The 13996-nt window shown below is 68.2% G+C and carries 10 protein-coding genes; 1 reads left to right on the forward strand and 9 read right to left on the reverse strand.

The window, feature by feature from the left end; translation table 11 throughout:
- Positions 1 to 84: 84 nt before the first annotated feature.
- The 8 genes from ROP_RS02240 to ROP_RS02275 all read right to left on the reverse strand — a co-directional run bounded on the left by ROP_RS02240 (position 85) and on the right by ROP_RS02275 (position 9757).
- Positions 85 to 714, reverse strand: coding sequence for a hypothetical protein (locus tag ROP_RS02240; RefSeq protein ID WP_043824092.1), 630 nt, complete (start codon positions 712 to 714; stop codon positions 85 to 87).
- A gap of 111 nt (positions 715 to 825) precedes the next feature.
- Complete coding sequence (locus tag ROP_RS02245) at positions 826 to 1038, reverse strand: hypothetical protein (RefSeq protein WP_012687732.1); 213 nt, start codon at positions 1036 to 1038, stop codon at positions 826 to 828.
- Positions 1035 to 1364: an ANTAR domain-containing protein gene (locus tag ROP_RS02250; protein WP_012687733.1), complete on the reverse strand. Its 330-nt coding sequence runs from the start codon at positions 1362 to 1364 to the stop codon at positions 1035 to 1037. The genes ROP_RS02245 and ROP_RS02250 overlap by 4 nt, the downstream gene beginning before the upstream one ends.
- 361 nt (positions 1365 to 1725) lie before the next feature.
- Positions 1726 to 4266, reverse strand: a complete 2541-nt coding sequence (uvrA, locus tag ROP_RS02255; protein ID WP_012687734.1) for an excinuclease ABC subunit UvrA — start codon at positions 4264 to 4266, stop codon at positions 1726 to 1728.
- 88 nt (positions 4267 to 4354) lie between these two features.
- On the reverse strand, positions 4355 to 5521 hold the full coding sequence (locus tag ROP_RS02260; protein ID WP_012687735.1) for an NAD(P)/FAD-dependent oxidoreductase: 1167 nt from the start codon (positions 5519 to 5521) through the stop codon (positions 4355 to 4357).
- Between the two features lie 48 nt (positions 5522 to 5569).
- A complete protein-coding gene (locus ROP_RS02265) occupies positions 5570 to 6718 on the reverse strand; it encodes a Glu/Leu/Phe/Val family dehydrogenase (protein WP_012687736.1) in 1149 nt (382 codons plus the stop codon).
- A gap of 33 nt (positions 6719 to 6751) precedes the next feature.
- Positions 6752 to 8308 carry an L-piperidine-6-carboxylate dehydrogenase gene (locus ROP_RS02270; protein ID WP_012687737.1) on the reverse strand — a complete coding sequence of 519 codons (1557 nt, stop codon included), beginning with the start codon at positions 8306 to 8308 and terminating at the stop codon, positions 6752 to 6754.
- Complete coding sequence (locus ROP_RS02275) at positions 8309 to 9757, reverse strand: 2-oxoadipate dioxygenase/decarboxylase (protein ID WP_012687738.1); 1449 nt, start codon at positions 9755 to 9757, stop codon at positions 8309 to 8311.
- Positions 9758 to 9926: 169 nt separating this feature from the next.
- On the opposite strand from ROP_RS02275, the gene ROP_RS02280 reads away from it, so the two are divergent.
- Entirely contained in the window at positions 9927 to 10844 is a 918-nt protein-coding gene (locus ROP_RS02280; RefSeq protein ID WP_012687739.1) for a LysR family transcriptional regulator, read from the forward strand.
- Positions 10845 to 11132: 288 nt separating this feature from the next.
- Here the strand turns inward: ROP_RS02280 and ROP_RS02285 are convergent, their stop codons facing one another.
- Positions 11133 to 13979 (reverse strand): FAD-binding and (Fe-S)-binding domain-containing protein, encoded by a 2847-nt coding sequence (locus ROP_RS02285; RefSeq protein ID WP_080512430.1) that lies wholly within the window; start codon positions 13977 to 13979, stop codon positions 11133 to 11135.
- Between the last annotated feature and the right edge of the window lie 17 nt (positions 13980 to 13996).

Consider the following 13996-nt stretch of genomic DNA (forward strand, 5'->3'; position numbering starts at 1 on the left):
GGTGCTTGATACCACGAAGCTCCGAACTGGCAGCACCCCGACGGATAAAGGGAATCAGTGACGCCTTCGGGCTGCGCCTTCACATCACGCCATCTCGGGTACGTGCAGATGTGCGATCGCCAATTCGAACTCCCCGACCTCGAGGAGCCGGGCGCCGGACTCACGGATTTCCGACGTGCCGATGCTCTCGACCGCGTCACGGGCACCGGCCTCCGCCGGGGCGCTGTCGAAGGTCATCGACGACACCACACGACCGGCGGCCGGGTCGACGAGCAGACTCGCGCTGCAGAATCCTGCGAGCTCGTGCATGGCGGGCAGCGAGGACATCTTGTACACGTCGATCACACGGTCCAGGTGACCCGGCTCGACATCGAGCCACGCGACCCGCACCCAGGCACCGTGATGTGACCGGTGGTCACGGTGCAGAGCCGCGATGTCCCACCGTGCGACGGTGGCGGTGGCGTGGAAGACCTCGGCCATGCGGTCACGCAGCTGCCGAACCGGTGCTTCGCTCGCGCGGAGCGCCTCGTCGTCCGTCCAGGAGCTGGTGGCGATGCACCGGCCGGAGCCGCGATCGACCAGCAGGGACATACCGGCGGATCCTGCTATGTCGGCGAGCGCGGGCATCACGGTGTCGCGGACATGCTTGATCCCCTCGTCGATGAACGACGGGTGCGCATCAAAGGTGGAAGAGCGTGCATACACGATGGGCATCCTTCTCCTCGGGCGGCGCCGCGTGGCGCCGACGGCCAATCCCCATCTCCCACACTCCTCCCCCTACGCGGGCGAGACAATGACCGACGGAGATCGGCGAAACCCGGACGCCTACTCGGGCCGTGCGGAGGGTTCACCCTCGGCGAGTGCGGTCGCATGGTCGATGACCACGCGCTTCCACCAGGAATCCAGCGGGCTCGGGTCCGGCCACACGATCGCGTCTGCGGTGAGCGACGACGCGGTTTCGCGTAGCCCGACCGGTTCCGTTCCGGCGATGTCGTCGGGATCGGCCTGGATGCCGCCGACGGCGCCCTGTTGCGTCAACTTGCCTGAGCGTGCCGGCGGGGAGGGAGTTGGGCGACCAACTGCTCCCACTCGTCGAATCGGGCGGTGTCGGCCCGACGCGGCCGGGGTGAGGGACCGGCCGCCAGCTCGACCAGGCTCCGGGCAGCGCCGAGGACGGTCAGGTGATGGCGGCGCGCGACGTCGAGAAGTTCGTCGAATGCCTGGGCGTCGGTGCAGCCGCGGCCTGCAATCAGAATGCCCTTGGCCGTGCCGAGCAGTTCTCGGCCATCGGGGCGCCTCCTCGGGATCAGGCGCGTCGGGCTGGGTACTGGAGTGAGGGATGGTTCGGTGCTGTCCTCGATCATTCCGCGTAACTCCTTCGTTCTCGTGCATCTGCCGCCGGTGTGCCGACGATCCCGTCCGGACGCAAAATGTGAGTCACGTCACTGTCGATGCACGATCAGTTGTAGCGGACCGAGCCGCACCTGTCATCTAGACGCATGTCCAGCTCTAAGTGCATTTACCCTGGTGGCGCCGCACACGACGCGATTCGCCACTAACATCACGATGCCAACTTGTGACCTGAACCACACGGTAGCGTTATCTCGCGGCGAGATTGCACCGGCTCGGACACCATTTCGGCAAACGATCACGACAGGGCGGTTCGACGGGGGGACGGCGCTAACGAGCGCGATCGGATGCGGCCCGCCAAATCCCTCTCCGCGCCTACCCGTTGGCCGGGGCGAGATGCCGGCCGAGGTGTGCGGCGGTGGCGGAATCGGCCGTCGCGGCGACGGTCACCGGCTGACCCGAGGCGATGACGCGGCCGCCGTTGTCTCCGCCGCCGGGCCCGAGATCGATCATCCAGTCCGCCGCGGCGATCACCGACATGTCGTGTTCGACCAGGACGACGGTATTCTTCGCCGCGACGAGACGGCGCAGCACCACCATGAGTCGGTCCACGTCGGCGGGGTGTAATCCGGTGGTGGGTTCGTCGAGCACGTAGAGCGTGTGCCCGGATCGGATGCGCTGCAATTCGCTGGCCAGCTTGACGCGTTGCGCTTCCCCACCCGACAGCGTGGTGGCGGATTGGCCGAGCCGCAGATATCCGAGACCTACCTCTACCAGCATGTCGAGGCTCTTCTTCGCGGCCGGGACGTGGTTCAGGAAGTCCCCGGCCTCGTCGGCGGTCATCGCGAGAACGTCGGCGATCGACCGGCCGTCGACGAGGATCTCGAGAGTCTCGGTGTTGTAGCGTGCGCCGGCGCAGACCGGGCACGGTGCGGAGGCCTCGGGGAGAAACAGCATGCCGATGGTGATCGCACCGGCGCCCTCGCACTCGTCGCATCGGCCACCGGTGACGTTGAACGAGAATCGGCCGGGGCTGTACCCGCGTTCGCGGGCGGTCGGGTGGGCAGCGAAGAGTTTCCGGATCACGTCGAAGAGTCCGGTGTAGGTTGCAAGATTCGAGCGTGGAGTCCGCCCGATCGGAGTCTGGTCCACCCGCACCAGCCGGTCGATGTGACCGAGCCCGTGCGACGACACCACCGTCGACGCGGTGGTGTCGCGGCCGTCGGCGAGGACGGCCGTGGAGTCGGCGTCGTCTCCCACTGTGTCGGGGCCGGGCTCGTCGTCGACGCCGAGGTGCTGGGCGACGACATCGGTGAGCACACGGCTGACGAGCGTGGATTTGCCCGATCCGGACACCCCGGTGACCGCGGTGAGCACACCGAGCGGGATCCGCACGGTCAGATCCCGCAGATTGTGCATCGTGATGCCGGAGAGTTCGATCCACCTGCTCGGCTGTGCAGGCTCCGGGCGATGCTCCCGTGGTTCGAAAAGGTATCGGCGGGTGACGGATTCGGGAGTCTCCGCGAGACCGTCCACCGTGCCGCTGTAGAGCACCCTCCCACCGTGCTCCCCCGCATCGGGACCGACGTCGACGATCCAGTCCGCCGCCCGGACGATGTCGAGGTTGTGTTCGATGACGAAGACGGAGTTGCCTGCCGCGCGAAGCCGCCGCACAGCGGCGACCAGCGCCTCGGTGTCGGCGGGGTGCAGGCCCGCGGACGGTTCGTCGAGGACGTACAGCACGCCGAACAGGCCCGACTGCAGCTGGGTGGCCAAGCGCAGGCGCTGGAGCTCTCCCGGGGACAGGGTGGTGGTCGATCGGCCGAGGCTCAGGTATCCCAGCCCGAGCTCGGACAACCCCCGGAGTCGTCCGAGTAGGTTGTCCACCAACGCCTCCGATGCTCGATCGGTGGCGTCGTCTGCGGCGGCGTCACGGGATCCGACGGCGGCGTCGAGGGCCGTGGCCAGCTCGGACATCGGCAGTGCGGTCGCGTCGGCGATGTCGAGGCCGGCGAACCGCACGGCCAGCGCCTCCGGTCGCAGCCGCTTGCCGTCGCAGGCGCTGCAGGGGCGGGAGAGCAGATACCTCGAGACCTTCGCCCTCTGGGTTGCGCTCTTCGTCGTCGCGAAGGTGTGCAGGACGTAGGTGCGGGCGCTCGAGAACGTTCCCTGGTAGTCGCGCACCATCTTGCCCGGGTCGCGGATCGGTGACACCGTGACCGTGGGCTGCTCGTCGGTGGTGAGGATCCACTCACGTTGGTGTGCAGGGAGTTCCGACCAGGGGCGGTCCACATCGATCCCGAGGGTGTCGAGGATGTCGCGGTAGTTCTTTCCCAGCCAGGCACCGGGCCACGCGGCGACGGCACCGTCGCGGATACTGCGGCTCGGGTCCGGGACCAGGGCGTCGACGTCGACGTCGTGGGTGCGGCCGAGGCCGTGGCAGGTCGGGCATCCTCCTTCCGGTGTGTTGGGAGAGAAGGCGTTCGAGTCGAGTTCGGCGGCGTCCGGCGGGTAGGTGCCGGCCCGGGAGAACAGCATTCGCAGCACGTTGGAGATGTGGGTCAGTGTGCCGACCGACGATCTGGCGGAGGTGTGGCCGCGGGCCTGCTGCAACGCGACCGCCGGTGGAAGTCCGGTGATGTCCCCCACCCGGGGCGCTCCGACCTGATCCATCAGGCGCCGTGCGTACGGGGTGACGGACTCGAGGAAGCGTCGTTGCGCTTCGGCGTAGATGGTGCCGAAGGCCAACGACGACTTGCCCGATCCCGACACACCGGTGAAGGCGACGATGCAGTCCCGGGGAATGAACACGTCGACATGGGCGAGGTTGTGCTCGCTGGCATCGAACACTTCGATGCCCGCGAATTCCCGGGCGGGTGATGGTTCGGCCGGCGGTCCGGGATCGGGGGTGGGCACGATTGCTCCAGGTGTCGGTGGGTGCTCGGGCAGGTCGGGTCCAGTCTTCCTCGAGGGGTACGACCACGTGTCCCGGTGGTGGATCCGGTCAGACGATGTTCGTCTCGCCCGCGCCGATACTGCTCTGAGCAAAGCGGCCCAGGGCGAACGAGCTGATGTCGTAGCCGGGCTCCCTGCCGTGGTAGAGATCGCGCACGATCTCGCCGGTCGCCGGTCCCATCAGGAAGCCGTGGCCGGAGTAGCCGGTCGCGATGAGCAGGCCGTCGACCTCGGTGGAACGGTCGATGATCTGATTGCGGTCGGGGGTGACCTCGTAGAGTCCGGCCCACCCGGTACTGATGCCGTAGTCCAGAACAGCCGGCACCCGGGTCTCGGCGATCGCGCCGAGTCCCATCAGCCAGTCCTCGAGTTCGAACTCGAGATTGAATCCCGCGGGCTCATTCGGGTCGGACCAGCCCAGGAGCAGGCCTTTGCCTTCCGGGTGGAAGTAGAAGTTCGACGGGAAGTCGATGGTCAGCGACGGTGAGGATTCGGGTAGCTCGGAGAGCGGCTCGGTGAACGCGATCTGCCGGCGGACGGGAACGACCGGGATGTTCACCCCGACCATGGCGCCGATCTCCGCCGACCACGCTCCGGCGGCGCAGACCACGGTGCCCGTCGCGATACGTCCGCGTTCGGTGACGACGGCGGCAATGGTGCCGCCCGTGCTCTCGATGTCGGTGACCGCGCAGTGCCGGACGATGCGGGCACCGTGGCGGCGGGCGGCCGCGGCGTACCCCATCACCACCGATTCCGGGGTGGCCTTGCCGTCTTGCGGTGACCAGGAGGCGGCGAGGAGTCCGTCGGTATTGATGAGCGGTGAGATCTTCTGCGCTTCCTCGGGGGTAATCATGCGGCTCGGAACGCCGTGCCGGTTCTGCAGTGCAACGCTTTCGGTGAAGATGTCGACGTTCTCCTGGTCCGAGAGGAGATAGAGGTAGCCGTCGCGACTGAAGTCGATCTCTTGGTGGTACTCCTGCGCGAACCGCGAATACACCTCGAGGCCGCGCAGACCGATCGCGATGTTGGCCTCGTTGCTGAAGGAGGCGCGAACACCGCCGGCGGCCTTGCACGTCGAACCGCAGGCCAACTCGTCCTTTTCCAGCAGGACGACATCGGAGACCCCGGATTCGGCGAGGTGGAACGCGATACTGGCGCCGATGACGCCGCCGCCGATCACGACGACGGACGCTTGCCCGGGAAGTTCCTTGCTCATGTCGCCCTCTTCTTTCCTTCGAGAGTAGTGAAGTTGTGCCCGGACCGGTCAGAACGCGGCGTTCCGGGGAGCGCGTCCGCGCAAGACCATGGCTTCGCGCACGCGCTCCTGGGCGGTAGTGCGGGCCACCTCGTGGGTGGTCCGGCCTTGCGCCTTCGACGCTTCGAGGGTGTCGATGGTGCTGGCGCGCAGCGTGTTCGAAATGTTGTCGAACACAGCTGCCGGTTCGGGACGGATTCCGGAGAAGCGGGCATCCATCGCCACGGCTGCGGCGACCACACCACCGGCGTTGGCGATGAAGTCCGGAACCACGGTCACGCCGCGGTCGAACAGCACCGCCTGCGCTTCGGGGGTGCTCGGCAGGTTCGCGCCTTCGACGACGATCCTGGCGGGCAGGGTCCGGGCGAGATCGGTGTCGATGACATCCTGCAACGCGGCGGGGATCAGGATGTCCGCGGTCACCGAGAGTTCTTCCCCGGCGGCGAGTGGCTTGGCGTCGGAGTAGTGGTCGACCAGGGCATCCCCGAACTGCTCACGGAGCGTGAGTAGCTCGGCGACATCGAGTCCGTCCGGATTGTGAATGCCACCCCGCGATGTGGAGACGGCGACGGCGGTGGCGCCCAGTTCGGCGAGACGTTTCGCGCTCGCCGCTCCGACCGCTCCGAAGCCTTGGATCGATACGCTGAGCGACCCGGTGGACAGGCCGAGGGTTTGCGCGGCGGCGTCTGCGGATTCGGCGACTCCGTGGCCGGTGACCCCGAGCTGGTCGTATGGGAGGCCGCCGAGCGCGTGTGGGGTGCCCACGGCGCCGCCGCGCCCACCGACCTCGTCGAGCATGATCGCGGCGTCCTTCTCGGTCAGTCCGACGTCGAGCCCGAAGACGTACTCCTCGGGGACCTCGTTGCGCAGTGCCCGGACGAACGCACGCAGCACCGCTTCCTTGGAAGAGGCGGTCGGGTCGGCCCAGATCCCGGCCTTGGCGCCGCCGTAGAAGAGGTCGACCCCGGCCCATTTCCAGGTCATGTTGCGGGCCAGCCGGGCGACCTCGCCGACGCTGACGGTGGTGGACATGCGGGTGCCGCCCTTGCCCATTCCGCGGGCGGTGTTGTCGATGACGAGAACGCCGCGCATGCCGGTGCGGGAGTCGGAGACGCACACGACCTTCTCCGGGCCCCATTCGTCGATCAGTTCGAACATCGTCGTTGCTCCTCGTGCGATTCGATGGGGGTGTCAGCCGAAGTTGACGCCCTGAGCCAGGGGCAGCTCGCGCGAGTAGTTGATGGTGTTGGTGGCCCGGCGCATGTAGGCGCGCCAGGCGTCGGAGCCGGATTCGCGGCCGCCGCCGGTGGTCTTCTCGCCGCCGAATGCGCCGCCGATCTCGGCGCCGGAGGTGCCGATGTTGACGTTGACGATGCCGCAGTCCGAGCCGTCAGCGGCGATGAACCGCTCGGCCTCACGCTGGTCGGTGGTGAAGATCGACGACGACAGGCCCTGCGGGACGTCGTTGTGCAGGGCGATCGCCTCCTCGAACGTGTCGTAGGTCAGCACGTAGAGGATCGGGGCGAAGGTTTCGTCCCGGACGATGTCGGACTGGGCGGGCATCCGCACGATCGCCGGTTCGACGTAGTACGAGTTGTCGCTGCTCGGCCGGCGGGCGCCGCCGGCGAGGATCTGCCCGCCTTGCGCGACGGCCTTGTCGAGGGCTTCGGTCATGTTGGCGTGGGACTTGCCGTCGATCAGCGGGCCCACGAGGGTGCCGTCGGCGAACGGGTCACCGATCGGCAGGCGTCGGTACACCTCGCAGATGCGGCCGACGAGTTCGTCGGCGATGTCCCGGTGCACGATGATGCGGCGCATCGAGGTGCAGCGCTGACCGGCGGTGCCGGCGGCGGCGAAGACGATGCCGCGGGTAGCGAGGTCGAGGTCCGCGGACGGGGTGACGATCGCAGCGTTGTTGCCGCCGAGCTCGAGGATGGCACGGCCGAAGCGGGCGGCGACGCGCGGTGCGATCTGCTCCCCCATCCGCTCGGACCCGGTGGCGGAGATCAACGGCACCTTCGGGCTGTCGATCAGGGCCTGGGTGTCCGCGGCGGACGCGGAGACGAGGACGTTCAGGTTGGCCGGGGCACCCGATTCTCTTGCGGCACGGTCGAACAGTGCCGAGCAGGCGGCGGCGGTGAGGGTGGTCAGCTGCGCCGGCTTCCAGATCACCGCATCCCCGCAGACGATGGCCAGGGCCAGGTTCCAGGACCACACCGCGGCCGGGAAGTTGAATGCGGAGACGACACCGACGACGCCGAGCGGGTGCCAGGTCTCCATCAGGCGGTGGCCGGGACGCTCCGAGGGCATGGTGCGCCCGTCCAGCTGCCGGGACAGACCGACCGCGAAGTCGCAGATGTCGATCATTTCCTGAACCTCGCCGAGGGCCTCCGAGCGGATCTTGCCGACCTCGATGCTGATCAGGTTGGCGACGTCGTCCTTGTGTTCGGTGAGCAGTTCGCCGAGGCATTTGATCAGGAATCCGCGGACCGGGCCGGGAACGGTGCGCCACCGCAGGAACGCGTCGTGCGCGGCGTCGATCGCGGCTTCGACGTCGGCGGCTCCGGCGGCGGGGTAGTCGAACAGGGCCTCGCCGGTGACCGGGGTGCGGGCGGTGACGGTGTTCGTCGCTCCGGTGGTGTCGAGGACGGCCGGGTCGACCCCACATCGCTGCAGGCTGGTGCGTGCGAGAGTACGCAATTCGTCGGTGGTGGGCAGGGCGATGGTGTCGGCGACGGCGGTGCTCATTTACTTGACTCCTCGGGTAGCGATGGGTGCAGGTACGTCGATGGGTCCGCGGATTCCCAATTGGCTGGCAACGTGATCGAGGGATACGCGGCGGATCCCGTCGTAGAGCGCGTACGGGTCGTGCAGTGTGCGGCCGAGAACTCCTTCCATCCAGGCGGCGTCGATGTCGGTCATCGACTGGGTGGTGTCCTTGTGGCCGTCCGAGGTCAGGTTGGACTGGAAGATCCCGGCCGCGGATTTCGGCAGGAAGTCCTCGTAGACGATCGGCTCCGGGCGGACCCAGCCCTGATCGATCAGATCCTGGAGTGATCGTCCGGGCACCGTGCCGTTGCGTTGCTTGTCGGTGTCGACCCGATAGGTGAAGTAGGCGAGATCGTGCAGGGCGAGCCCCTGTTCGGTGGCGGGCACCTGTTGGTTCCACAGCGCCGCAGCGATCTCGTTGCGTACCTCGGCCGACACCGGCGCGGTCGCTGCCGCCTCCCTGACGGCCTGCTCGATCTCGCCGGTCAAGCGGTCGTAGACCTCGCGGCCGCGGACGGTGGCGGCGATGCCGCGGGCCTCGACCTCACCGAAACGCACTCGCAGTGAACCCTTTTCGACACTGCCGTCGGCCTCGCGGAACACCCGTGGTTCGGCGAGAGCCCGGAACGAGGTCTGCCGCAGCAACAGATCCGGACCGGCCCATCGCGGCGGACCCTGGATCGTGTCGATCATGTCGATCCGGCGACGCTCCATGCGGGCGTAGAGGTCGTCGATGTCGAGTACGCGCGGGGTGAGGTGGTTGATGTGTGTGCTGGTGACTCCACCGATATCGGCGGCCACCGAGGACACCTGCTCGAGTTCGCGGTACCAGGCGCGGTCGACAGCCTCGGTGGACAGTTTGAATGCCGCAGTGGCCAACGTCAGGAACATCTCGGCGTCACCGGAATTGAGCCCCCGGTACTCGGTGGCCCGGTCGGCGAGGACCAGCAGTTCGGCGGTGAACAGCCTGCGCTGGGCGAGGAAGCTTTCGAGGCGTTGCTGCAGCTCGGCGCTGAAGAAGCGGCGATCCGAGGGCACCAGCATGGAGGTGAACACCCGGAAGGGGTTGCGGGCCAGTTCGTCCGGGTCCGTCGGCCGGAAGGCGGTCGAGACGACCGGAACCGAACTGGCAGCGGCCTCGCGCAGGTCGTAGAACCCGACCGGGTACATGCCCATGGCCGCGAACACGCGGGCGACCTGGGCCATCTCCTGGGGGGTGCCCACTCGGATGGCTCCGTGACGTTCGGCGGTGATCCGGGCGGTCGAACCCAGCCGTTGTGCGCCCGCACCGAGATTCGACAGCACGGTGTCGTTGACGGCCCGCGACACCTCGAGCAACGCGGTGTAGGCGGGAACTTCCTTCCCGTACAGATGCGAGAGTCGGCGAGCGAACTCGGCGCGCAGTTCCCACTGCTGGGTGATCGGCATGCGTGCAGCTCCAGGGTCGATGGGATCGGTTGCGAGCGAAAGTCGTAGTGTTCCGGAGGGTTTCGACGGGTGCGTCCGTTCGACGTTTCGTTCCCGCCCGTTCATCGTGGCCTGTCGGATTGAATAGCACCAGCGAAGAAAACTGTCCGCAACCGTTTAGGATCTCTATATGAATATGAGTTTGGGTCACCTCGTCACGCTCCGGGAACTGGCGCGGCGAGGAACGATGGTCGCGGTCGCCGAAGAACTCGGCTACACCGCCGGCGCCGTATCGCAGCAGATCGCAGCGTTGGAGAAGGCCGTCGGCTCGCAACTCGTCACCAAGGTGGGTCGCAACGTCGTACTCACCGATTCCGGCGTCGTCCTGGCCGAACACGCCGTGAAGATCCTGAGCGCAGAACAGACCGCCCTCGACGCGCTCCGCGCGGTCCACGACGACGTGGCCGCACCCCTGCTGCTCGGCACCTTCGGCAGTACCGCCGCTGCGTTGCTACCGCCGGTGGTGGCCGCCGCGCAACGCGAGTACCCGCACCTCGCCCTCAGCAGCCGCGAACTCGACGTCGACGAGGCCGCCACCGCCGTCCAGCGCGGACAGGTCGACGTCGCCTTCGGGCTGGACTATCCCAATTCGCCGATGCCCCGCACTCCGGATATCGAGATGATCACCCTCCGCAGCGAGCGATTCGGACTCGCCGTCTCGCCCGGGTCATACGGCATTCGCACCGAGTGCACCATCGATCTGTGCGAGGCCGCGGAGTGGAACTGGATCCTGCCGCCCGCGGAGACACAGTTCGGTCGCGCCATCCGAATCGCCTGCCGACAGGAGGGTTTCGAGCCGATCGCACGGCACGAGATCGTCGACACCGCCGTCTCCCTGGCGCTGGCCGCGAAGGGGTTGGGCGCGGCTCCGGTCACGGACATGATGATCAGGCTCAACAGCTCGGTACCCATCGTCCGGGTCGACCTCGAGCAGGAGATCGGCAGGCGGATCGTGCTCCTCCGCCTCGCGCGCTCGGAGACCCGGCCCACCGTGCGGGCCGTCACCGAGATCGTGCGCGCCGTGGTGAACACGGCCGAGACGCGGTGAGGCCGCCTCGAGGAAGTAGCCAGGCCCCCTCAGCGGCGGAGGCCTGCCGCGCACCGTGATGCTCGAAAATGAAGCGCCCCAGAGTGCGACCGACGTGCAGCTCGAGCCGCTGCGCGCCCGCCGATGCGCCACAGTGCATCGCAAAGCTGGGGAAGCACGGTGTTCCCGACACCGTCTTCGCCTTCCAGATGTGGCTGTTCCGCACCGATCACGAACTAGCACCCTGGGCGGCGGCATGCGAGACACACCGCCTCCTGCCGCCGCCCCTCTTCGTGCCCGCGCCCCGGTTCAGTCCCGTCGTGTACGGTCCGCGTCCAGCCGCGCGGCGAGAAGCTGCGCGAGGTGGTCGCCTCGGCGGTCGGTCAGGTCCGACAGTTGCGTGCGGCAGGAGTATCCGTCGGCGAGGATCGTCGTGTCTGCATCCGCCGCCGCCACCGCGGGCAGCAATTGCTGTTCCGCGACGGCTACCGACACCTCGTAGTGGCCCTTCTCCACGCCGAAGTTGCCGGCGAGGCCGCAGCATCCACCCAGCCGCTGCACCTGGGCACCGGCCTTCTCCAGCAACTGCGCGTCCGGGCTCCATCCCATCACCGAATGGTGGTGGCAGTGGGGTTGTGCGACAACGGACGTGCCGTCGAGGGACGGCGGTTCCCACCCGCGGTCGGTGAGCAGTTCCGCGAGGGTGCGGGTGGCGTCGGCGACGGGTTCGGCGGCCGCCCGGCCGAGCAGTTCCGCTGCGTCGGACCGCAGCACCCCGGTGCACGAGGGCTCCATCCCGACGATCGGCATCCCGGCGGCAGCGGATTCGGACAGCGCGTCGACGGTGCGCCCGAGGATCTTCTTCGCCGCGGTGAGTTGCCCGGTGGAGATCCAGGTGAGTCCGCAGCACTGCTGCCTATCGGTCAGTTGCGGGCGGTACCCGGCTGCCTCGAGCACCCGCACGGTCGCGTGCCCGACCTCGGGAGTGAAGTAATTGGTGAACGAGTCCACGAACAGCAACACCGGATCGCCGGTGGTGGCACGGTCGTGCTCGGTGGCCTGAAACCAGGACCGGAACGTCTGCTTCGCGAACGGCGGAATGCTGCGACGCCGGTCGACACCCGCCGCGGACAACGCGAGCGGACCGATGCCGGGAATCCGCATCGCCGCATTGACGACACCCGGCGCGTGCCCGGCGATCTTCGCCCACCGCGGGAGCCAGCCCAACGAGTAGTGCGAGGCCGGGCGGAGGCGGCCCTTGTAGCTCTGGTGCAGCACCTCGGATTTGAACGCGGCCATGTCGACGCCGGTCGGGCAGTCCGAGGAGCACCCCTTGCAGGACAGGCAGAGGTCGAGGGCGTCGTGGACCTCCGGAGAGCGCCACCCACCCTCGACGGCGGTGCCGTTGATCATCTCCTGCAGCACCCTGGCCCGGCCGCGGGTGGAGTCCTTCTCCTCCCGGGTCGCCTGATACGACGGGCACATCACGCCCCCGGTGGCGGTGTTGTCGGCCCGGCACTTGCCGACGCCGGTGCAACGGTGCACCGCCTGAGTGAAGTCACCGTCGTCGTGGTGGTAGGCCAGGGCCAGGTTGCGGCGCAGGAGCGGGGCGGCGGGTATCCGCAGGTCCGCGTCGACCGGGCGTGGATCGACCACGACACCGGGGTTGAGGACGTTGTCCGGGTCGAAGACGTGCTTGACGGCAGCGAAGAGTTTCATGGCCTCCGGCGAGTACATGAGTGGGAGGAGTTCGCTGCGGGCGCGCCCGTCGCCGTGCTCCCCCGACAGCGATCCGCCGTACCCGGCGACCAACCTGCTTGCCGCCACCAAGAACTCGCGGAAGATGCCGCTGCCGCCGGGCCTGTCCAGCGGCCAGTCGATGCGCACGTGCAGGCATCCGTCACCGAAATGCCCGTACGGCAGGCCGGTGACGCCGTACTCGTCCATCAGCGCGTCGAAGTCGCGGAGGTAGTTTCCCAGCATCGCCGGTGGCACCGCCGCGTCCTCCCACCCGGCGTGTGCCGGCAGTCCGGCGGGGCTGCGCCCGGCGAGGCCGGCGCCATCGGCCCGGATCCGCCACAACTGCGCGGCGCGACCCGCTTCGGTGACCACGAGACTGTCCACGGCGCCGCAGTCGCGTCCGACCTGCCGGGCCGCGGCGATCGTGTCGTCGAGGTCGTCGCCGACGACCTCGACGAACAACCAGGCCGCGCCCGCGGGCAGCGGCGGCACCGCATCCGGGCCGCGGCGCTCCCGCACCACGTCGACGATTCGGGAATCGATGCCCTCGCAGGCCGTCGGATCGAATTTCAGCACCAACGTGGTCGCGTCGCCGGCCGCCGCGATGTTCGGGTAGCCGAGCACGACGAGCACCCGGTGCGCGGGTTCGGTGACCAACCGCACGGTGGCCTGGGTGGCGACGGCCAGGGTGCCCTCGGTGCCGACGAGCATGCGGGTGACGTCGAACCTGTTTTCCGGAAGGAGGTGCTCGAGCGCGTAACCGGACACCTGACGGCCGAACTGGCCGAGCTCGGTGCGGATGGTCGCCAGACCACCGCGGGTGACCTGCTGCAATGCCCTCAGCGCCGGAGATGCCGTCACCTCGCCGGCCGAACCCAATTGCAGCGATTCGCCGGTTCCGGTGAGCACGTGCAGGCCCGTGACGTTGTCCGACGTGCGGCCGTAGCCGAGGGTGCGGGACCCGCAGGCATTGTTGCCGATCATGCCGCCGATGGTGCAGCGGGTGAACGTCGACGGATCGGGCCCGAAGCGCAGGCCGTGCGGTGCCACGGCTTGCTGCAGCACCGTCTGGATCGTGCCCGGTTCGACGGTGGCGGTCTGCGCGTCCGGGTCGATCGAGAGCACCCGGTTCATGTGCCGACTGAAGTCCAGGATCAGTCCCGTTCCGACGGCATTGCCCGCGACGGACGTGCCGCCGCCGCGACTGGTCAGCGGCACCCCCTCCCGGCGGCACACCGCGAGCGCGGCCGCGACCTCCTCGGCACGACGCGGGCGTGCCACGACCAACGGCCGCACCCGGTACAGGGACGCGTCGGACGAATAGGCGGCGCGGGTGGTGCCGTCGGAGAGAACATCGCCCACTCCCGAACGGCGCAGCTCAGCGGCCAATGATTCAGCGGAGATCATTCGTAGCATGCTACATGTTCCTAGCA

The sequence above is a fragment of the Rhodococcus opacus B4 genome (assembly GCF_000010805.1).
Lineage (GTDB): Bacteria > Actinomycetota > Actinomycetes > Mycobacteriales > Mycobacteriaceae > Rhodococcus_F > Rhodococcus_F opacus_C.

Excerpts from the sequence above, each read along its gene's own strand:
- ROP_RS02240 (WP_043824092.1), bottom strand. The coding sequence starts at position 714 with ATGCCCATCGTGTATGCACGCTCTTCCACCTTTGATGCGCACCCGTCG.
- ROP_RS02250 (WP_012687733.1), bottom strand. The coding sequence starts at position 1,364 with ATGATCGAGGACAGCACCGAACCATCCCTCACTCCAGTACCCAGCCCG.
- ROP_RS02260 (WP_012687735.1), bottom strand. The coding sequence starts at position 5,521 with ATGAGCAAGGAACTTCCCGGGCAAGCGTCCGTCGTCGTGATCGGCGGC.
- ROP_RS02265 (WP_012687736.1), bottom strand. The coding sequence starts at position 6,718 with ATGTTCGAACTGATCGACGAATGGGGCCCGGAGAAGGTCGTGTGCGTC.
- ROP_RS02270 (WP_012687737.1), bottom strand. The coding sequence starts at position 8,308 with ATGAGCACCGCCGTCGCCGACACCATCGCCCTGCCCACCACCGACGAA.
- ROP_RS02275 (WP_012687738.1), bottom strand. The coding sequence starts at position 9,757 with ATGCCGATCACCCAGCAGTGGGAACTGCGCGCCGAGTTCGCTCGCCGA.
- ROP_RS02280 (WP_012687739.1), top strand. The coding sequence starts at position 9,927 with ATGAATATGAGTTTGGGTCACCTCGTCACGCTCCGGGAACTGGCGCGG.
- ROP_RS02285 (WP_080512430.1), bottom strand. The coding sequence starts at position 13,979 with ATGCTACGAATGATCTCCGCTGAATCATTGGCCGCTGAGCTGCGCCGT.